Source organism: Pseudomonas sp. BNK-7 (assembly GCF_048072025.1).
Classification (GTDB): Bacteria; Pseudomonadota; Gammaproteobacteria; order Pseudomonadales; family Pseudomonadaceae; genus Aquipseudomonas; species Aquipseudomonas danubii.
Genome location: NZ_CP182252.1, coordinates 1690693 through 1710653, shown reverse-complemented (window position 1 = coordinate 1710653; position 19961 = coordinate 1690693). Strand labels below are relative to the sequence as shown.

14 protein-coding genes and 2 tRNA genes are annotated in these 19961 nt (G+C 60.2%); 4 read left to right on the top strand and 12 right to left on the bottom strand.

What is annotated here, in order from left to right:
- Positions 1 to 145: 145 nt before the first annotated feature.
- Both rlmB and rnr read right to left on the bottom strand, forming a co-directional pair.
- Entirely contained in the window at positions 146 to 913 is a 768-nt protein-coding gene (gene rlmB / locus ACMGF8_RS07915) for a 23S rRNA (guanosine(2251)-2'-O)-methyltransferase RlmB (RefSeq protein ID WP_016964328.1), read from the bottom strand.
- Positions 910 to 3537 carry a ribonuclease R gene (rnr, locus tag ACMGF8_RS07910; RefSeq protein WP_102862917.1) on the bottom strand — a complete coding sequence of 876 codons (2628 nt, stop codon included), beginning with the start codon at positions 3535 to 3537 and terminating at the stop codon, positions 910 to 912. Before rnr ends, rlmB begins: the two co-directional genes overlap by 4 nt.
- A 226-nt stretch (positions 3538 to 3763) precedes the next feature.
- On the opposite strand from rnr, the gene ACMGF8_RS07905 reads away from it, so the two are divergent.
- From ACMGF8_RS07905 to ACMGF8_RS07890, 4 genes are all read left to right on the top strand, one after another.
- Positions 3764 to 3850, top strand: a tRNA-Leu gene (locus tag ACMGF8_RS07905).
- A 165-nt stretch (positions 3851 to 4015) separates the two neighbouring features.
- Positions 4016 to 4102 (top strand) — tRNA-Leu (locus ACMGF8_RS07900).
- Between the two features lie 185 nt (positions 4103 to 4287).
- A complete protein-coding gene (locus tag ACMGF8_RS07895; RefSeq protein WP_102862916.1) occupies positions 4288 to 5313 on the top strand; it encodes an extracellular solute-binding protein in 1026 nt (341 codons plus the stop codon).
- Positions 5313 to 6878 (top strand): ABC transporter permease, encoded by a 1566-nt coding sequence (locus ACMGF8_RS07890; protein ID WP_416759206.1) that lies wholly within the window; start codon positions 5313 to 5315, stop codon positions 6876 to 6878. The genes ACMGF8_RS07895 and ACMGF8_RS07890 overlap by 1 nt, the downstream gene beginning before the upstream one ends.
- A 64-nt stretch (positions 6879 to 6942) precedes the next feature.
- On the opposite strand, the gene ACMGF8_RS07885 is transcribed toward ACMGF8_RS07890, so the two are convergent.
- The 10 genes from ACMGF8_RS07885 to ACMGF8_RS07840 all read right to left on the bottom strand — a co-directional run bounded on the left by ACMGF8_RS07885 (position 6943) and on the right by ACMGF8_RS07840 (position 19960).
- The gene (locus ACMGF8_RS07885) at positions 6943 to 8877 is read right to left on the bottom strand and encodes a methyl-accepting chemotaxis protein (protein ID WP_102862914.1); all 1935 of its coding nucleotides are present in this window, start codon (positions 8875 to 8877) and stop codon (positions 6943 to 6945) included.
- A gap of 139 nt (positions 8878 to 9016) precedes the next feature.
- On the bottom strand, positions 9017 to 10309 hold the full coding sequence (locus ACMGF8_RS07880) for an adenylosuccinate synthase (protein WP_047283686.1): 1293 nt from the start codon (positions 10307 to 10309) through the stop codon (positions 9017 to 9019).
- A 54-nt stretch (positions 10310 to 10363) separates the two neighbouring features.
- Positions 10364 to 11551, bottom strand: a complete 1188-nt coding sequence (locus ACMGF8_RS07875; RefSeq protein ID WP_102862913.1) for an ATP phosphoribosyltransferase regulatory subunit — start codon at positions 11549 to 11551, stop codon at positions 10364 to 10366.
- Positions 11552 to 11843: 292 nt separating this feature from the next.
- Positions 11844 to 12713, bottom strand: coding sequence for a protease modulator HflC (gene hflC, locus ACMGF8_RS07870; RefSeq protein WP_102862912.1), 870 nt, complete (start codon positions 12711 to 12713; stop codon positions 11844 to 11846).
- Positions 12713 to 13891 (bottom strand): FtsH protease activity modulator HflK, encoded by a 1179-nt coding sequence (hflK, locus tag ACMGF8_RS07865; protein ID WP_102862911.1) that lies wholly within the window; start codon positions 13889 to 13891, stop codon positions 12713 to 12715. The genes hflC and hflK overlap by 1 nt, the downstream gene beginning before the upstream one ends.
- A gap of 96 nt (positions 13892 to 13987) precedes the next feature.
- Positions 13988 to 15289 (bottom strand): ribosome rescue GTPase HflX, encoded by a 1302-nt coding sequence (gene hflX / locus ACMGF8_RS07860; protein ID WP_416759202.1) that lies wholly within the window; start codon positions 15287 to 15289, stop codon positions 13988 to 13990.
- Between the two features lie 12 nt (positions 15290 to 15301).
- On the bottom strand, positions 15302 to 15562 hold the full coding sequence (gene hfq / locus ACMGF8_RS07855) for an RNA chaperone Hfq (protein ID WP_007921378.1): 261 nt from the start codon (positions 15560 to 15562) through the stop codon (positions 15302 to 15304).
- Between the two features lie 92 nt (positions 15563 to 15654).
- Positions 15655 to 16626, bottom strand: coding sequence for a tRNA (adenosine(37)-N6)-dimethylallyltransferase MiaA (gene miaA / locus ACMGF8_RS07850; RefSeq protein ID WP_102862909.1), 972 nt, complete (start codon positions 16624 to 16626; stop codon positions 15655 to 15657).
- Positions 16626 to 18536, bottom strand: a complete 1911-nt coding sequence (mutL, locus tag ACMGF8_RS07845; RefSeq protein WP_102862908.1) for a DNA mismatch repair endonuclease MutL — start codon at positions 18534 to 18536, stop codon at positions 16626 to 16628. Before mutL ends, miaA begins: the two co-directional genes overlap by 1 nt.
- The gene (locus tag ACMGF8_RS07840; protein WP_205413457.1) at positions 18533 to 19960 is read right to left on the bottom strand and encodes an N-acetylmuramoyl-L-alanine amidase; all 1428 of its coding nucleotides are present in this window, start codon (positions 19958 to 19960) and stop codon (positions 18533 to 18535) included. The genes mutL and ACMGF8_RS07840 overlap by 4 nt, the downstream gene beginning before the upstream one ends.
- Position 19961 lies beyond the last annotated feature (1 nt).

The following is a 19961-nucleotide window of genomic DNA, read 5'->3' as shown; positions in this document are numbered from 1 at the left end:
CACGGCAAGGGGCGCAATTGTAGAGAAGGGGGAACAGCGGCGCAAGGCAATTGGTGATTATTTGAACAATCACCTGCAGGAGCCAACGAGCCGGCAATGGACGGCAGGGCATGGTTCGCCGGCAAGCCGGCTCCTACGGGATAGATCAGGCTTTTTTGGCGACGGCCTTGGCCTTGGCGCCGCGCTGGCGCATGGCTTCGAACAGGCAGACGCCCGTGGCCACGGAGACGTTGAGGCTGCTGACGCTACCGGCCATTGGCAGGCGCACCAGATAGTCGCAGTGCTCGCGAGTCAGGCGACGCATGCCCTTGCCTTCGGCCCCCATGATGATGATGGTCGGGCCGGTCAGATCCTGATCGTACAACTCCTGCTCGGCCTCGCCGGCGGTACCGACGATCCACAGGCCGCGCTGCTGAAGCTTTTCCAGGGTACGGGCCAGATTGGTCACCGCCACCAGCGGAATCACTTCGGCAGCACCGCAAGCCACCTTACGTACGGTCGGGGTCAGAGTGGCCGACTTGTCCTTGGGCACCAGCACCGCCAGGGCACCCGCCGCATCGGCGGTACGCAGGCAGGCGCCAAGGTTGTGCGGATCGGTCACACCATCCAACACCAGCAACAGTGGCGCGCCCTCGGTGCGATCCAGCAGCTCGTCGAGCATGGCTTCGCCCCACACCTGGCTTGGGCTGACTTCCGCCACCACCCCCTGATGCACGCCTTCAACCCAGGCGTCCATCTCACGACGCTCGGCCTGGCCGACCGACACACGGTTCTGCGCAGCCAGATCAACCAGCACCTGAACCCGTGGGTCACTGCGCCCTTCAGCCAACCAGATCTGCTTGACCCGCTTGGGATGGTGACGCAGCAACGCTTCTACAGCATGCACGCCGTAGATCTTTTCCAACTGACTCATGACTTGGCCTTAGGTTTGCGCGCGCCGCCGCTTTTCGCGCCGGAAGCGGAGCCCGCCTTGGGCGGCCCCTTACGATGTTTGCTCGGTTTGGCTGGCCGGTCGCTGTCTCTGGCCGGAGCCGATTTGCCGGACTTTCCCCCAGACGCCGCTTTACCACCGCCTTTGGCTCCCGCCAGCAGCGCCTGTTTCATTTCACGACTTTTGCGTACTTCGGCGTTTTTTGCCGCCGCATCGCTCGGACGGTAAGCCTCGACCGCTTTCTCCTTGGCAGAGCTGCGACGCCCCGCCTTCGCTGGAGCTGGCTCTTCGACTGTCTTGCTCGCCGGCACGTCCGCAGCACCCCGCTTTTTACGGCCAATAGGTGCAGCAATGGTCTTTTCGGCCATCTCGAAATCGATTTTGCGCTCGTCCAGATCTACGCGCATGACCCGCACTTCCACGGTGTCACCCAAGCGGAAGCTGCGACCGGTGCGCTCGCCCGCCAAGCGGTGATGCACAGGATCGAAGTGGTAGTAGTCACCTGGCAGCGCAGTGACATGCACCAGGCCTTCGACGTAGATATCGGTGAGTTCGACGAACAGACCAAAACCGGTGACCGCGGTGATCACGCCAGGGAAGGATTCGCCGACGCGATCCTTCATGAACTCGCACTTGAGCCAGTTCACCACGTCACGAGTGGCTTCGTCGGCGCGACGCTCACTCATCGAGCACTGCTCACCGAGCTGCTCGAGGATGGCCTCGTCGTACGGATAGATACGCGCTTTCGGAATACTCATCGCTCCGGCTCGACGCACGTGCGGCGTGTCTTGCTTGGAGTGGATGACACTGCGAATGGCCCGATGGGTCAGCAGGTCCGGGTAACGACGGATCGGCGAAGTGAAGTGGGTATAGGCTTCGTAATTCAGGCCGAAGTGGCCCTGATTATCAGCGCTGTACACCGCCTGGCTCAGCGAGCGCAGCATCACGGTCTGGATCAGGTGGTAATCCGGACGATCCTTGATGGTTTCCAGCAGCGCCTGGTAGTCCTTCGGCGTAGGACCATCCTTGCCTTTATGCAGGGACAGGCCCAGCTCGCCAAGGAAGGCACGCAGCTTCTCCAGACGCTCCGGCGGCGGACCGTCGTGCACCCGGTACAGGGCCGGAATCTCATGCTTCTTGAGGAACTCGGCGGTGGCCACGTTGGCCGCCAGCATGCATTCCTCAATCAGTTTGTGAGCATCGTTGCGCGTGGTTGGACGAATTTCGGCGATCTTGCGCTCGGAACCGAAGATGATCCGGGTTTCCTGGGTTTCAAAGTCGATGGCGCCACGGGTATGACGAGCACCGAGCAGGACCTTGTACAGCGCATACAATTGCTTAAGGTGCGGTACGACATCCGCGTACTCACCGCGCAGTTGCTTGGCTTCGGTGGTTTTCGGCTGCTCGAGCATGGTGCTGACCTTGTTGTAGGTCAGTCGCGCCTTGGAGTGGATCACCGCTTCATAGAACTGGTAATCGGTCATTTCGCCGGACTTGGAGATGGTCATCTCACAAACCATGGCCAGGCGATCAACTTTCGGGTTCAGCGAGCACAGGCCATTGGAAAGCTGCTCAGGCAGCATCGGGATAACCCGCTCGGGGAAATACACCGAGTTGCCACGCACCTGGGCTTCAGCATCCAGAGCCGAACCAATCTTCACGTAGCTGGAGACGTCGGCAATGGCCACGTACAGTTTCCAGCCGCCGCCGAACAGGCGCAGCTTGCCGGGCTTGGCTTCGCAAAACACTGCGTCGTCGAAGTCGCGAGCGTCTTCACCATCGATGGTGACAAAAGGCAGGTCGCGCAGATCAATGCGTTTCTCTTTGTCCTTCTCCTCCACTTCCGGCTTGAGCTTGGCGGCCTCTTTGAGCACGGCCTCGGGCCAGACATGGGGAATATCGTAGGTGCGCAGGGCAACGTCGATTTCCATGCCCGGCGCCATGTAGTTGCCTACCACTTCAACTACGTCGCCTTGTGGCTGGAAGCGCGGCGTCGGCCAGTGAGTAATCTTCACTTCAACGAACTGACCGACCTTGGCATTGGCATTACGCCCCGGTGTCACCAGCACTTCCTGCTGGATCTTCGGGTTATCCGCTACCACAAAGCCGATACCGCCCTCTTCAAAGTAACGCCCCACGATGCTTTCATGGGCACGAGATACCACTTCGACGATCACGCCTTCGCGACGACCACGACGATCCAGGCCGGAAACTCTGGCCAGGGCGCGGTCACCATCGAATACCAGGCGCATTTGCGCCGGGCTCATGAACAGGTCGTCGCTGCCATCATCCGGCACCAGAAAGCCGAAGCCGTCGCGGTGGCCGCTGATACGACCGAGGATCAGGTCGAGCTTGTCCACCGGCGCATAAGTGCCGCGGCGGGTGTAGATCAGTTGAGCGTCGCGCTCCATGGCGCGTAGGCGGCGGCGCAAAGCTTCAAGTTGGTCCTCTGTGGTCAGACCGAACTCTTCTACCAACTGCTCGCGACTAGCAGGCGAACCCCGATCAGCAAGGTGCTGGAGGATGAGTTCGCGGCTAGGAATAGGGTTTTCGTATTTTTCCGCTTCACGAGCGGCCTCGGGATCGAGGGACTGCCAATCGGCCATTAGATAAATTTCACCTTGTCTATATGCGGGTTAGTTTGGCATACGCGTATTGAAACGGGAAATTTCAGGCTCAGACAACGCTGGAAAAATCCTCATCGCCGCCTCAGAAACATCCTCACGCCTGCCACCGGAGACTTTTTTCAAACTTTTTTGAAATCGGGGGTTTACAGTTTAAAAGAGCCTCCGTATAGTGCGCGCCATCGACGACGGAGACGTCAGCGATACTGCCCAGATGGTGAAATTGGTAGACACGCCAGCTTCAGGTGCTGGTGACCGCAAGGTCGTGGAAGTTCGAGTCTTCTTCTGGGCACCAATTCAAGAGCTTGAGATTAGATCAATTTCAAGACTCAAACAAAAACCCGCGAAAGCGGGTTTTTGCATTCTAAGTGTTTGATTTAATAAAACCAAAACAGGGGTTTACAGATCAAAACACGGTCCGTATAGTGCGCTCCATCGACACGGCGACGACGTCGATACTGCCCAGATGGTGAAATTGGTAGACACGCCAGCTTCAGGTGCTGGTGACCGCAAGGTCGTGGAAGTTCGAGTCTTCTTCTGGGCACCAATTCAAACTTGAGAGCATCGCTTTCAAGTATCCCAAAAACCCGCGAAAGCGGGTTTTTGCGTTTATGCCTCCAGGCATTCCCTCGCCTCATCGCCCCGCCGTCGTACCCGTAAAGCGCACATGAGAAACGATATCGTTTATGATTGTTACAAGTTTTTGCGGCACTACAGTGAGGAAACCTGCGAATGATGTTCAGAAATACCCTCCTTCCAACATCCCTTCTGCGTGGCTTGACCATCACTTTGCTGGGATTGACCCTGGCATCTCCACTCACCCAAGCAGCCGATCCAGTTTCCCTGACCCTGTATAACGGCCAGCACAAGGAAGTCGGCGATGCCGTTGCCAAGGCCTTCGAAGCCAAGACCGGCATCCACGTCAACGTGCGCAAGGGCAGCAGCAATCAGTTGGCCAGCCAGGTCGTCGAAGAAGGCGATCGCTCCCCCGCTGATGTGATCTACACCGAAGAGTCGCCGCCCCTGAACAAACTGGGCGAACAAGGCCTGCTTGCCCAGACCGATGCCGCGACCCTGGCCGTCCTGCCCAAGGAATACGTAGCCAGCAACGGCACCTGGATCGGCATCACCGCTCGAGTGCGAGTGGTGGCTTTCAACCCGAAACTGATCAATGAGAAAGACCTGCCCAAGTCGGTGATGGAGTTCTCCCAGCCACAATGGCAAGGCAAGGTCGGTTTCGTACCGACCAGCGGCGCCTTCCAGGAACAAGCCGTGGCCATCATCAAATTGCACGGCATGGATGCAGCAGAAGAGTGGCTGACCGGCCTGCGGGCATTCGGCAAGGTCTATAGCAATAACATGGTAGCCCTCAAGGCCGTGGAAAACGGTGAAGTGGCCACCGTCCTGGTGAACAACTACTACTGGTTCGCACTGCAACGGGAAAAAGGTCAACTGGACTCGAAGCTGCACTATTTCACCGGCGGCGATGTTGGCGGCCTGATCACGGTCTCCAGCGCCGCAGTGCTCAAGTCCAGCAAACACCCGAATGAAGCTCAACAGCTCCTTGCCTATATGGCCAGCGAAGAGGGTCAGCGGGTGATCACCCAGACCACCGCCGAGTACCCACTGCATAAAGGCATGGAGTCGGATCGCGGCCTCAAGCCATTCAGTGAACTGCAGGCTCCGAAAGTAACCCCGGCCGACCTCGGAAATGCCGAGGAAGCACTGGACCTGGAACGCGACGTCGGCCTGAACTGATGAGTCCACCACTCTGCGCCCCCGTCTCGCGCACGCCTTACGTGCCGAGGCGCAAGCGACCATCGATCTGGCTGCTGCTGCCGGTATTGCTACTGGTTTGCCTGAGCCTGCTGCCTCTGCTGTATGTCGGGCTCAAGGCCTGGCAAGCCGGCTGGGCCGAAGCGCTGCACCTGCTGTGGCGCCCTTATGTATTCCGCCTGCTAAGCAACACCTTGCTACTGATGCTGGGAGTCACCATCGCCTGCGCAATGATCGGCCTATCCCTGGCTTGGCTGCTGGAGCGCAGCGATCTGCCAGGACGACGGATCTGGGGCGTAGTGCTGTGCCTGCCCTTCGCCGTACCGGCCTTCATCAGCAGCTTCACCTGGGTGTCCCTGAGCGCCGGATTCGAAGGACTGGGCGGTGCGATCCTGGTGATGACCCTGTCCAAATACCCCCTAGTGTTCCTGCCAGTGGCAGCCACCCTACGCAATCTTGACCCCTCCCTCGAGGAGTCCGCACGCACCCTTGGGCAAAATCGCTGGGGCGTGTTCTTCAAGATCACCCTGCCCCTGCTCTGGCCATCGTTACTGGCAGGAGCCCTGTTGATTGCCCTGCACATGCTGGTGGAATTCGGCGCCCTGTCGATCATCGGCCTGCAAACCTTCACCACGGCGATCTATCAGCAATTCGAGCTGGAGTTCAGCAACGCCAACGCAGCCATGCTCTCGGCGGTACTGCTGGTGCTGTGCCTGATACTGCTGGGTCTAGAGCTGCGGGTTCGTGGCAAGGGGCGTCACGTACGCACCGGCCAAGGTGCAGCGCGACATGCAGAACAGGTACGCCTGGGACGCTGGTCCGCAGGCGGACAAATCTACTGTCTGCTACTGGCCTTGATTGGCAGCGGCGTTCCCCTGGGCATGCTTGCCTACTGGCTGGCCGTGGGTTCATCGGCCGCTTTCCCGGTGGCAGCCATCGGCGAAGCACTGCTTTCCTCCCTGGCGCTGTCCCTGGGCGGTGCCGCCCTGTGCCTGGCGCTGGCGGTTCCTGTGGGATTGCTAGTGGTGCGTCACAAGGGACGACTGGCCATCTGGGCCGAGCGTCTGCCCTACCTGTTGCATGCCCTGCCCGGCCTGGTGATCGCCCTGACGCTGGTGTACTTCGCCCTGCACTATGTGCCGGTGCTGTATCAAACCTCGGCGCTGTTACTGATCGCCTATGCCCTGCTGTTCCTGCCCCTGGCACAGGCGCCCATCCGCACCGCCCTGAACAAGGCCGCGCCGCAACTGGAAGAAGCGGCAAGAACCCTGGGAGCATCGCCATTCAGTGCTTTTTGCCGGGTAACGTTGCCGATCATCTTTCCAGCACTGGGCGCGGCCTTCGCCCTGGTGTTTCTGGATGCGATGAAAGAGCTGACTGCAACCTTGCTGCTCAGCCCGACCGGGCTGAATACCCTGGCCACAGAGGTCTGGGCCCATACCGCGAATGTGGAGTTTGCGGCCGCGGCACCTTATGCAGCACTGCTGATTCTGGTGTCTGGGCTGCCGGTGTACCTGCTGACGACGCAGATGTATCTGAGCCGTTGAGAAGTGCTTCGCCGGCACGCCGGCTCCTACAAAGTGACGCAGGAGCCAGCCGGCCAGCGAAAGATCAAGCGCGGAACTGCCCCAGACTGGCCTTGAGCTGCGCCGCCAGGCTGTCCAGTACCTTGCCGCTGGCGGTGGTCTCCACCACAGCCTGAGCCGCTCGCTCGGCCTGGGCATGAATGGTTTCCACCCGCCCCCGCACCGCTTGCGCGCCCTGAGCCTGATGCGCCGCAGCCTGGGTAGCCAAGCCAATCGCGGCATGCACTTGTTCGACCGAAGACTGCACCGTCTGCTGCAGGCGGACACTGTCACGCAGCACCAGCAAACCCTCACTGGCCTGACGGCCGGCCTGGCCAATAGCCGCCACCGCCTCCCGCGCGCCCTGTTGCAACGCGCCGATATGGGCCTGGATATCGCCCGTGGAACTCTGGGTCTTGCTGGCCAGGGCTCGCACCTCATCCGCCACCACGGCAAACCCGCGCCCGGTTTCACCGGCGCGCGCTGCTTCGATCGCCGCATTCAGCGCCAGCAGGTTGGTCTGTTCGGCAATGCCATGAATCACCGTCAGCACCACCTCGATCTGCTCGCTCTGCTGAGCCAGGCGCTCGATCACCTTGGCCCCGGTATCCACCTGCCCGGCCAGGGCTTCGATCAGACTGCCAACCTGCTCCGAAGTGCGGGTGTTCTCGTCAGTGGCCTGACGGATCTCCACCACCTGCTGCAGCGCCGCCTGCATCGCCTGGCTTTCCGCCTGGGCCTCATCAGCCATCTGCGATAGCGCCCGCAAGCTTTCGGCCACTTCGTCACGCTGCGCCTCAGCCGCTGCATCCGCCCCAGCATTGCGCAGGCTCATAGCCCCAATCTCCACACCGGTACGCTGCGCCACATCGCCCGCTTCGCGCACAATGGGCTGCAACTTATCCACAAAGCGATTCACCGCCGAGGCCATATCACCGATCTCATCATTGCTGTTGAGAGGCACGCGCTTGGTCAGATCCCCTTCGCCTGCTGCCAGATCGTTGAGAGCCGTGATCAACAGATGCAGTTTGTTCACCACTCGCCGCCCCAACACTACCGCCAGCAACAGCAGCAGGGCCAAACCCACCAGCGCCAGGCCAACACCGATCTGCCAGCGCAAGGTGGCCGCAGCCTCCTGCACCGTGCTTGCGGTATTGGCCTGCATCTGCGCGGCAGTGGCCTGAGCCGATTGCAAGCGCGAGCGCATGGCCGCCGAACTGTCGGCGGAGGCTCCCTTGAGACTGTCGCCAACCAACTGGTCACTGCTGGCGATCAATGCCCCGAAGCGCTGATCCAGGGCGGCGATATCTGCCTCTACCGAGGCTGTGGACACCCCCATCAGCACCTTGCCGATTTCCACTCCATTAGGATTGATCGACGCCTCAAGGTAGTAGACAGAAGGATCGTTCTTGGCGGCATCCAGAACCTTGTCCAAGGCCCGATCGCCCTTGCCCTTTTCCAGCAGGGCCTTGTTGATCGGATTCTCACGATTCAGATAGCGAGTCAGATGCTCACCTGCAGCATCGTCATAGACCACGAACAGTACGTTGGGGTTACGCTGGGCACGCCGTGCGAACTCGGACAGAGTCGGCACATCACTGTCCCACATGGCACGAGGCGCCACAGAGGCCAGCAACTGGGCCATATCATTGGCGGAGTCCTTAAGATCCTTCTCCAGCGCTGCGCGCAGTTGGACCTGCTCCTCCTTTAGACGCGAAGACAGCCCCGCCGTCAGACGCTGACGCGTACTGCTGGACAGGCTTTCCAGACTGGAAGTGACTTCCTTGCCCGCCTGCTCGAGTTCGCCAGACAACTTCTGACTATCAACACCCAAACGCGCAGCCAGATCGGCCTCCAGGGCAGTTACCGTGCTCCGAGTCAGTGCAACGGCGAGTACTACCTGCACCAAAAGGGCGATACCGAGAGTAACGAACACAGGCCGCAGTAAACGGCTTTGTAACAGTGAGAGAACGGCCGACACAGGAAATCCCTCTACTTTTGGCGCCATTATTCTGATGGCACTCTAGAAGCGAGTTTCACAGCAAGGGTCGTGCCGCACGACAGACAGAAACGACAAAGGGCCCGATCAAGGGCCCTTTGGTTTTTACATCAACAACTTATCAAGCGAACGGATGACGCAGAACGATGGTTTCGTTGCGGTCCGGGCCCGTCGAAATAATGTCGATCGGCGCGCCGACCAACTCTTCGATGCGCTTGATGTAGGCCTGAGCAGCGGCAGGCAGCTCTTCCAGGGTCTTGGCACCCAGGGTCGATTCGCTCCAGCCCGGCATCTGCTCGTACACCGGCTCCAGGCCGATGTAGCTGTCGGCGTCGGTAGGCGCGTCGATGACTGCACCATCCTGGTTCTTGTAGCCAACACAGATATTGATGGTTTCCAGGCCGTCCAGTACGTCCAGCTTGGTCAGGCACAGGCCCGAGATGCTGTTGACGTCGATGGCGCGACGCAGGATCACGGCATCGAACCAGCCGCAACGACGGGCACGACCGGTAGTCGCACCGAACTCGTGGCCACGCTTGGCCAGGAAAGCGCCGACGTCATCGAACAGCTCAGTCGGGAACGGACCCGAACCCACACGAGTGGTGTAGGCCTTGGTGATGCCCAGGATGTAGTCCAGGTACATCGGGCCCACGCCCGAACCGGTGGCGATGCCGCCAGCGGTGGTGTTGGAGCTGGTGACATACGGATAGGTGCCGTGGTCGATGTCCAGCAGCGAACCCTGGGCACCTTCGAACATAATGTCCTTGCCGGCGCGACGCAGCTGGTGCAGCTCGGCGGTGACGTCGAGCATCATCGGCTTGAGCAGCTCGGCGTACTCCATGCACTCGTCCAGCGTCTTCTGGAAGTCGATGGCAGGCTCTTTGTAGTAATTGACCAGCACGAAGTTGTGGTAGTCCAGCAACTCGCCCAGCTTGGCGGCGAAACGCTCGCGGTGGAACAGATCACCGATGCGCAGCCCGCGACGGGCAACCTTGTCTTCGTAAGCCGGGCCGATGCCGCGACCGGTAGTACCGATCTTCTGCTCGCCACGAGCCTTCTCGCGGGCCTGGTCCAGGGCTACGTGATAGGACAGGATCAGCGGGCAGGAAGGGCTGATGCGCAGACGCTCACGCACCGGCACGCCTTTCTCTTCCAGCTTGACGATTTCACGCATCAAGGCATCCGGTGCTACCACCACGCCGTTACCGATCAGGCACTGCACGCCTTCGCGCAGCACGCCGGACGGAATCAGGTGCAGCACGGTCTTCTCACCGTCGATCACCAGGGTGTGGCCAGCGTTGTGGCCACCTTGGTAGCGCACTACGGCGGCGGCATGTTCGGTCAGCAGATCAACGATCTTGCCTTTGCCCTCATCACCCCACTGGGTGCCCAGGACTACGACATTCTTACCCATAACACTTGTCCTCATTCGCGCAAACTTGGTGCCGGCAGCCGCCGGCAGGAAAACTCAAGAAGCCAGCGGCAATACTTGCCAAAGCCCATTCTGCTGAATCAATTGCCGGTCGCAGTCCGCTTCACGGGCGGCGGCCAAAGGTTGCCCAGGCAACGCCTGAACGACACGCTGACCCTCACTGCGCAACTGGCAGACGGTCTGCCAGAGTGCCGCGTCAGTGCTGTCAGGCATCCAGATACCACCAGACGGCAGCTCGACCTCAGCACGCCCCAGGGTCACCAGGGTTTTCAAATCGGTAGAAAAACCGGTGGCTGGACGGGCACGCCCAAAATCCGCGCCGATGTCATCGTAGCGACCGCCCTGAGCGATGGATTGACCCACGCCCGGTACAAACACCGCGAACACCACACCCGTGTGGTAGTGATAGCCCCGCAGCTCGCCCAGATCGAAATACAACGGTAAGTCAGGGAAACGCACCGACAAGCGCTCGGCGATCGTCAGCAATTCATCCAGGGCCAGCAGCACCGAGGTCGGCGCACCCGCCAGGCGACGGCGAGCATCGCCCAATACTTCGCGGCCACCACACAACTCCACCAGGGAGCGCAGCATGTCGGCCAGATCGGCAGGCAGGCCCTGGGTCAGGCTGATGACTTCATCGATCGCCTTGCGCTGCAGGGCATCGAACAATTGTTGCTCCACGGCACCGGACAGGCCGGCAGCCTGGGCCAGGCCGCGGTAGATGCCCACATGCCCCAGATCCATGTGCACATCCGGCACATCGGCCAACTGCAGCATGGCCAACATCAGACTGATGACCTCAACGTCGCTGCTCGGGCTGGCGTCGCCGTACAACTCGGCGCCCAACTGGATCGGACTGCGCGAGGACGACAAGGCCCGCGGCTGAGCATGCAGCACGCTGCCGGCATAGCACAGGCGGCTCGGCCCTTCGCGACGCAGGGTGTGGGCATCGATGCGCGCCACTTGAGGCGTAATGTCGGCACGGAACCCCATCTGCCGACCCGACTGCGGGTCGATGACCTTGAAGGTACGCAGGTCCAGGTCCTGGCCGGCACCTGTCAGCAGGGATTCCAGGTATTCGATATGGGGAGTCACGACAAACTCGTAACCCCAACTCTGAAACAGATCCAACACCTGACGACGCGCCACTTCAATGCGCGCCGCTTCCGGCGGCAATACTTCTTCGATGCCATCTGGCAGCAGCCAGCGGTCTACCGTTGCCATTACGCCATTCCCCTATGGTCCGGGCGGCAAGCCTGGGGCCAGCCTTAGAGTGAAGCAGAAAACAGTCGCATCCGACGCGAGCTCAGCCGGACAGGCAGCCAGAAATCAGCTGTACAGACTATTTTCCTCGAAAAATCTTGCCGAGCTCTTGAACGAGCCACGGCCAATCAAAGATGCAGACGCAAAAAAGCCGGGAATTTCCCGGCTGCCGCATCATACACCCGTTTTCCCAAAGGATCACCCCGCGAGGCATTTTAGCCGCCCGGCGGGGTGCCCAAGGATCAGGGCCTGATCAAGGCTTGGACTTTTCCAGGTAGTGGAAGAAGTCGCTGCTTGGGTCCAGAACCATGACGTCGGATTTGTTTGCAAAGCTTTCACGGTAGGCACGCAGGCTACGGTAGAACGCATAGAACTCCTGGTCCTGGCCGTAGGCCTTGGCGTAGATCGCCGCCGCCTGAGCATCACCATCACCGCGCGCCTCTTCAGACTCGCGATAGGCTTCAGCCAGCAGCACGCGACGCTGACGATCAGCGTCAGCACGAATACCTTCGGCCAACTCGTTACCCTTGGCACGGTGCTCGCGAGCCTCACGCTCACGCTCGGTGCTCATGCGCTCGAACACGCTGCGGTTCACTTCCTTCGGTAGATCGATGGCCTTGACCCGGACATCGACCACTTCGATACCCAGCTCCTTTTCCGCCATCCTGTTCAGCGAAGCCGTGATATCCGCCATCAGCGCATCACGCTCACCGGAAACCACTTCATGCAGGGTGCGCTTACCAAACTGGTCACGCAGGCCCGATTCCAGACGACGGGAAAGACGCTCGTCGGCAATTTGCTTGAGACCGGAAGTCGCGGTGTAGAAGCGCTCGGCATCCTTCACTCGCCACTTGGCGTAGGCATCCACCATGACGGCTTTCTTTTCCAGGGTCAGGAAGCGCTGTGTCGGTGCATCCAGGGTCATCAGGCGCGCATCAAACTTACGCACCTGGTTCACGTAGGGCACTTTCACATGCAGGCCAGGCTGGACATCAGCCTGGACCACACGACCGAACTGCAGCAACACCGCGCGCTCGGTCTGAGCGACGATGTAGAAGCTGTTCCAGGCAACCACCGCCACGACAACGCCCACGATCAGGGCGATCAGCGATTTATTGCTCATCAGCGACTCTCCCTAGAACGCGTCTGCTGCTGTTGCTGCATGTGCTCCGCAGCGGCGCGCGCATTCGCTTCATTGCTGGTCGCAGACGCTGATCCCGTTGCCGGAACACCGCCACTACGACCACTGTCGATCATCTTGTCCAGCGGCAGGTAGAGCAGGTTGTTCTGCCCGCCTTTGCTGCCGGTTACCAGAACTTTGCTGGTATTGCTGAAGACTTCCTGCATGGTGTCCAGGTACAGGCGCTGACGAGTCACTTCAGGAGCCTTGCGGTACTCGGCAACCAGCTTGGTAAAGCGATCAGCCTCACCCTTGGCCCGCGATACCACTTCGTCGCGATAACCATTGGCATCTTCGAGGATGCGCTGAGCCTGACCACGAGCCTCCGGCACAACACCGTTGGCGTAGGTTTCAGCCTGGTTGCGCGAACGCTGTTCGTCTTCACGAGCTCGGATCACGTCATCGAAGGCTTCCTGCACTTCACGCGGTGCAGCTGCGCTCTGTACGTTCACCTGAGTCACGGTGATACCGGTGCGGTAGTTGTCGAGGAAGCGTTGCAACCGCTCCTTGATTTCACTGGCCATCAATTCACGACCTTCAGTCAACACTTGATCCATGGCGGTGGAACCCACCACATGGCGCAGGGCGCTGTCGGTTGCATGCTGCAGACTGATTTCCGGCTGATCAACGTTCAACACGAAGTCCTGCAGATTGCTGATCTTGTACTGCACGGTCAGCGGCACTTCGACGATGTTCTCGTCCTCGGTGAGCATCTGCCCCTGCTTGGTGTAGGCACGCTCACGCGTGACGTTTTCCATGTACTTGCGATCGATCGGCGGGAAGTAGATGTTCAGACCCGGGCCGACGGTTTCGTAGTATTTGCCGAAGCGCAGCACCACGGCCTGCTCCTGCTCATCGACTACATAAACCGCGCTGTACAGCCACACGGCCGCCAGCACGACAAGACCAATACCCAGCAAGCCGAAACCACCGCCCTTGCCGGAGCTACCGCCGTCATCACCACGTTTCTTACCACCACCGAACAACCCATTCAGGCTTTCCTGCAGCTTACGGAAGGCCTCGTCGAGATCTGGTGGCCCCTTGCGATCGCCATTATTGCGGCGCTTACCACCCCAAGGGTCCTGATTATTCGAGTTGCCACCCGGCTCATTCCAAGCCATAGCGCTCTCCATCTGATAAAGCAAAGACGCACCCACGGCGCGCCGACCAATGCTACAGAATGCCTGCTACAGCGGCACAACCGCATGCCCAGGCTTTTATTGCAAAGTGTGTTGCTCGATGAATTCCGACGGTTGCAGACCTTCGCGACTGACCAGCCGGTTCAACTCGGCCCGCGGCAGGCGAACGGCCAGCAAACTGACCCCTTCGTCGTCGTGATCTTCTTTCTGCACAGCGTTCAACTGGAAAAACTGTGCTCGCAGTCGAGCAAAACGCTGAGGCAAGCGCAAGGTGCCTACGAACAAATCTTCACTCAGCAGCTCCGCAATGGCCTGCTTGAGCAGATCAAGTCCCTGGCCATCACGGGCCGACAACCAGACACGCTGCGGCTTGCCATCGGGATCGCGCTGAATCTGCGGCTCCACACCCTCGAGCAAATCGAGTTTGTTATAGACCTCCAGGATCGGCAAGTCTTGAGCCCCGATCTCACCCAGTACCACCATCACCTGCTCGATCTGGGCCATGCGCTCGGGCTCGTGAGCATCGATCACATGAAGCAGCAAGTCGGAGTTGCTGGACTCTTCGAGGGTAGCCCGAAACGCCTCCACCAGCTTGTGCGGCAGGTGGCGAATGAAACCGACGGTATCAGCCAGCACAATCGGCCCCAGATCATCCAGCTCCAAGCGGCGCAAGGTCGGATCGAGGGTAGCGAACAGCTGGTCGGCGGCGAAAACATCGGACGCGGTGACAGCATTGAACAACGTGGACTTGCCAGCGTTGGTGTAGCCCACCAGCGAAACTGAAGGAATGTCGGCACGCTTACGGCCTCGACGAGCCTGCTCGCGCTGGCTGCGAACCTTTTCCAGACGCGCCTTGATCTGCCGCAGACGCACTCGCAGCAGGCGCCGGTCGGTTTCCAACTGAGTCTCACCCGGACCACGCAGACCAATACCGCCTTTCTGCCGTTCAAGGTGAGTCCAGCCACGAACCAATCGCGTGCTCATGTGCTCAAGCTGTGCCAGTTCTACCTGGAGCTTGCCCTCATGAGTGCGTGCGCGCTGAGCGAAGATATCGAGAATCAGACCCGTGCGATCAATCACGCGACACTCGAATACACGTTCGAGGTTACGTTCCTGACTGGGCGTGAGGATGTGATTGAAAATCACCAGGTCTACCTGTTCGGCTTTGACCAGATCGCGCAATTCCTCGACCTTGCCGCTGCCAACCAGGTATTTGGCGGTTGGCCGATGACGCGGCACGCTAACAAACGCGACGGTCTCGGCGCCGGCCGATAATGCCAGCTCCTGAAACTCCTGCGGATCTTCGCGCGCCTCAGGGTCCTGACCATCCAAGTGAACGAGAATGGCCCGTTCACCACCACCGTGGCGCTCAAAGAACAAAGGAGACTCCTATTAGGCGTTACCTGGCTCAGCGTCACCCTGTTCGGATTCGGATGCGCTAGGCAGACGAATTGGGCGAACTGGAACCACTGTAGAGATAGCGTGCTTGTAAACCATTTGGCTGACGGTGTTTTTCAGCAGGATAACGAACTGGTCGAAGGACTCGATCGTGCCTTGCAGTTTGATCCCGTTAACCAGATAGATGGAAACCCCAACTTTCTCTTTACGCAATGTATTCAAGTAAGGGTCTTGTAGCGAATGCCCTTTTGACATGTGCCGCACTCCTTTAAGGATCAATAATAAAAATCGGAAAACAGATAGCTCAAACCGTCACACCCCCAAGGATAGACGGCAATTGCAAGGACTCAGCTCAATATGGAGATCGTCCCTAGGTATTTCAAGGCGCGTGGCAGATTGTCGCAATCCAGGCTGTCCAACCATTGCAGGTCAGCCCAACTGCGTAACCAGGTGAACTGCCGTTTCGCCAATTGGCGCGTGGCAATGATGCCCCGCTCCTGCATTTCGGCTGACGTCAGCTTGCCATCCAGATGATCCCAGACTTGGCGGTAACCCACTGCACGTATAGACGGCAACCCGGCATGCAGGTCACTTCTTGAGCGCAGAGCTACGACCTCGTCAATGAATCCCTGTTCCAACATTTGTGTGAATCTTTGTGCAATACGCTGGTGCAGTACCTGACGATTCGCCGGAGCGATGGCCAGATTGGCGACAGTATAGGGCAATTGACCGCGTCCCGATGCGCCTGCCTCAGCACTTTGCGCCAATTGACGCTGACGATGAGCGGTCATTGTCAGACCGCTGACCCGATAGACTTCCAGCGCTCGGGTCAGGCGTTGAGGATCATTGGGATGAATCCTCGCCGCAGACTCGGGGTCCACAGCCGCCAGTTGATCATGCAGAGCCTGCCAACCAAGGCGTTGAGCCTCGTCTTCGAGTTCGGCGCGGACCTGCGGGTCTGCTGGCGGCATATCCGCCAGGCCTTCAAGCAGCGCCTTGTAATACAGCATGGTGCCCCCCACCAGCAGCGGAATTTTGCCCCGAGCGGTGATATCGGCCATGGCCGCGAGGGCATCGGTGCGAAAATCTGCCGCCGAGTAGCTTTCGGCAGGGTCGAGAATATCGATCAGGCGATGGGGAAACTGCGCCAATAACTCCTTGGAGGGCTTGGCGGTGCCAATATCCATGCCGCGATACACCAGCGCCGAATCGACACTGATCAACTCGCAAGGCAGCACCTTGGTCAGCTCGATGGCCAGGTCGGTCTTGCCCGCAGCGGTCGGGCCCATCAGGAAAATCGCTGGAGGAAGCTGAGTCATCAACGGCCGCGCAAAAAGAGTTTGTCCAGATCGTCCAGACCCAATTGGGTCCAGGTCGGTCGACCGTGGTTGCACTGGCCGCTGCGCTCGGTGTTTTCCATATCCCGCAACAGGCCATTCATTTCCGCCAGGGCCAGGCGCCGGTTGGCGCGAATCGCGCCGTGGCAGGCCATGGTGCCGAGCAGCTCATTGAGATGAGCCTGAATTCGGTCGCTGGTGCCGTATTCCATCAAATCAGCAAGCACATCATGCACCAGTCGATTGGCTTCAGCCTGCTTCAACAGCGCCGGAATCTGCCGAATCGCCAGAGACTCAGGTCCCAGGCGCTGCAACTCGAAGCCCAGACGCTGGAACCAGGCGACATGCTCTTCCGCGCAATCGGCTTCACGCTGGCTGACGGCAATCGATTCCGGCACCAGCAACGGCTGGCCACTCAAGCCTTCGCTGGCCATGGCCACCTTCAAACGCTCGTACATGATCCGCTCATGAGCAGCGTGCATATCCACCAGCACCAGGCCCAGAGCGTTTTCCGCAAGGATATAGATGCCCTTGAGCTGTGCCAGGGCATAGCCCAAAGGCGGAATATCCTCCTGCCCCTCCGGCAGGGCTGTGGCCGCAGCCCCAGGCAAGGGAGCAAAGAACTCGCGATAGACTCCCTGGGACTCCGCAGCCGGCAGCACTGGCTGGGGCCGTGGTGTGTACTGATACTGATAGCCACTACCAGCACCGGTGCCCGGCGCATTGAAGCTCGGCTGGGACTGCGGCTGCTCCAGGGCCAGGTTCGCGGCCAGACGCATTTCACCCTGGGGTCCGAACTCACCGGCTTCGATACCGCTTGGCCGCACAATCCCTGCTACCGCCGCCGGCGCCGCCAACTGGTCCTCGGGGCGCACGTCGCCCAAAGCCCTGTGCAAGGTGCCATAAAGGAAGTCATGCACCATGCGCCCATCACGGAAGCGCACTTCATGCTTGGTCGGGTGCACATTGACGTCGACCACCGAGGGATCGACCTCGAAAAACAGCACAAAAGTCGGATGCCGGCCGTTGAACAGCACATCGCGATAGGCCTGACGCACCGCGTGAGCCACCAGCTTGTCCCGTACCGCACGACCGTTGACATAGAAATACTGCAAGTCCGCCTGGCTGCGGGAGAAGGTTGGCAAGCCCACCCAGCCCCAAAGATGGAGACCGTTGCGCTCGACCTCAATGGGCAGCGCCTGCTCCAAAAAGCCCGAGCCACAGACCGCCGCCACGCGCCGGGCGCGAGCTGCATCATCCTTGGCTTCATGCAGACTGAGGATGCTCTTGCCGTTGTGGCGCAAATGGAAGGCCACGTCGAAACGCGCCAGAGCCAAACGCTTGATCACCTCCTGCAGGTGATCGAATTCGGTTTTCTCCGCCTTGAGAAACTTGCGTCGGGCTGGAGTATTGAAGAACAAGTCACGCACTTCCACCGAGGTGCCTACCGGGTGGGCCGCCGGCTGCACTCGCGGCGCCATGTCGCGACCTTCGGTTTCGACCTGCCAGGCCTGATCGGCATCACGGGTACGGGAGGTCAGGGTCAAGCGCGCCACGGAACTGATGGAGGCCAGGGCTTCACCGCGAAACCCCAGGCTCATCACCCGCTCGAGGTCTTCCAGGTCGCGGATCTTGCTGGTGGCGTGCCGCGCCAGCGCCAGAGGCAGATCGTCGGAGGAAATGCCACTGCCATCATCACGGACCCGCAGCAGCTTGACTCCAGCCTGCTCGACATCCACATCAATGCGCTTGGCGCCAGAGTCCAGGCTGTTTTCCAGCAGCTCCTTGATCACCGAAGCCGGGCGCTCAACCACCTCACCCGCGGCAATCTGGTTAGCCAGGCGCGGACTGAGCAGCTCGATGCGCGCGCCACTGATTACCGAGTCACTCATTCCTTGGCCGCCAATTCAGTGCCGGGGATGGTCAGAACCTGCCCCACTTTCAATTCATCGCTTTTCAGATTGTTGGCACTGCGCAGGGCAGGCGCCGATACCTGGTAGCGCACCGCGATCATCGCCAGGGTTTCCCCCGGGTTGACCCGGTGATCGCGAGGCCCCTGGGCAATCTTCCCGGAATCTCGCAGCCAGGCGATATAGGTGCCCGGTGGCGGGTTCTGCTGGAAGAACTGCCGCACGCCGCTGCTGATGGAGCGAGCCAAGGCCTGCTGATGGCTGACAGTAGCCAGCTTCGAGGCTTCGTTGGAGTTGGAGATAAAGCCTGTTTCCACCAGGATGGATGGAATATCAGGGGACTTGAGCACCATGAACCCAGCCTGTTCCACACGCTGCTTGTGCAGCGGTGTGACCCGGCCGATGTTGTTCAGGACTTTCTGCCCGACATTGAGGCTGGAGGTCAGGGATGCGGTCATCGACAGATCCAGCAGCACCCCGGCCAGCATCCGGTCCTTGTCATCCAGGCTGACGTTGCCGGCACCACCGATCAGGTCAGAGCGGTTTTCACTGTCCGCCAGCCAGCGGGCAGTTTCCGATGTGGCGCCGCGCTCGGACAGGGCGAATACCGAGGCGCCAAAGGCTGCGGTCGAAGGCGCGGCATCGGCGTGGATCGAAACGAACAGGTCAGCGCCCTTCTTCCGAGCGATCTCGGTACGACCGCGCAACGGAATGAAGTAGTCGCCAGTACGGGTCAACTCGGCGCGGAACCCCTTGATGCCATTAATCTGGCGCTGCAGTTCACGGGCGATGGCCAGCACCACATCTTTCTCATGCTGGCCACGGGAGCCGGAGGCACCCGGGTCTTCACCGCCGTGACCGGCGTCGATCACCACGATGATGTCGCGCTTGCCCGCCGGGGCCGGCGGCAGCTTGATCGCGGGCTCCGCAGGCGTGACTGGCACGGCGGGAACGGTGGCCACAGCAGGCGGCGGAGCAGCAGGCGGTGCGGCATCAGCAGGGTTGTCGAACAGGTCGACTACCAGGCGATTGCCGTACTGGGCGTTGGGCGCCAGGGTAAAACTCTTGGGGGTGACGGCCTTTTTCAGGTCGATGACCACTCGCAGGTCACTGGGGGTACGCTGCGCCGAGCGCATGGCGGTGATCGGCGTATTGGCCGTGGCGACATTCAGTGGACCGCCGAGGGTTGCGCCATTGATATCGATCACCAGACGATCCGGGGCCGTCAGGGTAAAGACGCTGTGCTGAACCGGACCGGACAGGTCGAAGACCAGTCGCGTGTTATCCGGTGCCCGCCACAGGCGGACGCTGCGAACCTGTGTAGCGGCCACAGCATCAACGGCCAATGCCGTAAGCAACAGTCCTACGACAGCAACCAACGCGCGAATGCGCATACCTAACCCCATC

Excerpts from the sequence above, each read along its gene's own strand:
- ACMGF8_RS07875 (WP_102862913.1), bottom strand. The coding sequence starts at position 11,551 with ATGGCAACGGTAGACCGCTGGCTGCTGCCAGATGGCATCGAAGAAGTA.
- rlmB (WP_016964328.1), bottom strand. The coding sequence starts at position 913 with ATGAGTCAGTTGGAAAAGATCTACGGCGTGCATGCTGTAGAAGCGTTG.
- mutL (WP_102862908.1), bottom strand. The coding sequence starts at position 18,536 with ATGAGTGACTCGGTAATCAGTGGCGCGCGCATCGAGCTGCTCAGTCCG.
- ACMGF8_RS07890 (WP_416759206.1), top strand. The coding sequence starts at position 5,313 with ATGAGTCCACCACTCTGCGCCCCCGTCTCGCGCACGCCTTACGTGCCG.
- ACMGF8_RS07880 (WP_047283686.1), bottom strand. The coding sequence starts at position 10,309 with ATGGGTAAGAATGTCGTAGTCCTGGGCACCCAGTGGGGTGATGAGGGC.
- ACMGF8_RS07840 (WP_205413457.1), bottom strand. The coding sequence starts at position 19,960 with ATGGGGTTAGGTATGCGCATTCGCGCGTTGGTTGCTGTCGTAGGACTG.
- hfq (WP_007921378.1), bottom strand. The coding sequence starts at position 15,562 with ATGTCAAAAGGGCATTCGCTACAAGACCCTTACTTGAATACATTGCGT.
- hflC (WP_102862912.1), bottom strand. The coding sequence starts at position 12,713 with ATGAGCAATAAATCGCTGATCGCCCTGATCGTGGGCGTTGTCGTGGCG.
- hflK (WP_102862911.1), bottom strand. The coding sequence starts at position 13,891 with ATGGCTTGGAATGAGCCGGGTGGCAACTCGAATAATCAGGACCCTTGG.
- ACMGF8_RS07895 (WP_102862916.1), top strand. The coding sequence starts at position 4,288 with ATGATGTTCAGAAATACCCTCCTTCCAACATCCCTTCTGCGTGGCTTG.
- miaA (WP_102862909.1), bottom strand. The coding sequence starts at position 16,626 with ATGACTCAGCTTCCTCCAGCGATTTTCCTGATGGGCCCGACCGCTGCG.
- rnr (WP_102862917.1), bottom strand. The coding sequence starts at position 3,537 with ATGGCCGATTGGCAGTCCCTCGATCCCGAGGCCGCTCGTGAAGCGGAA.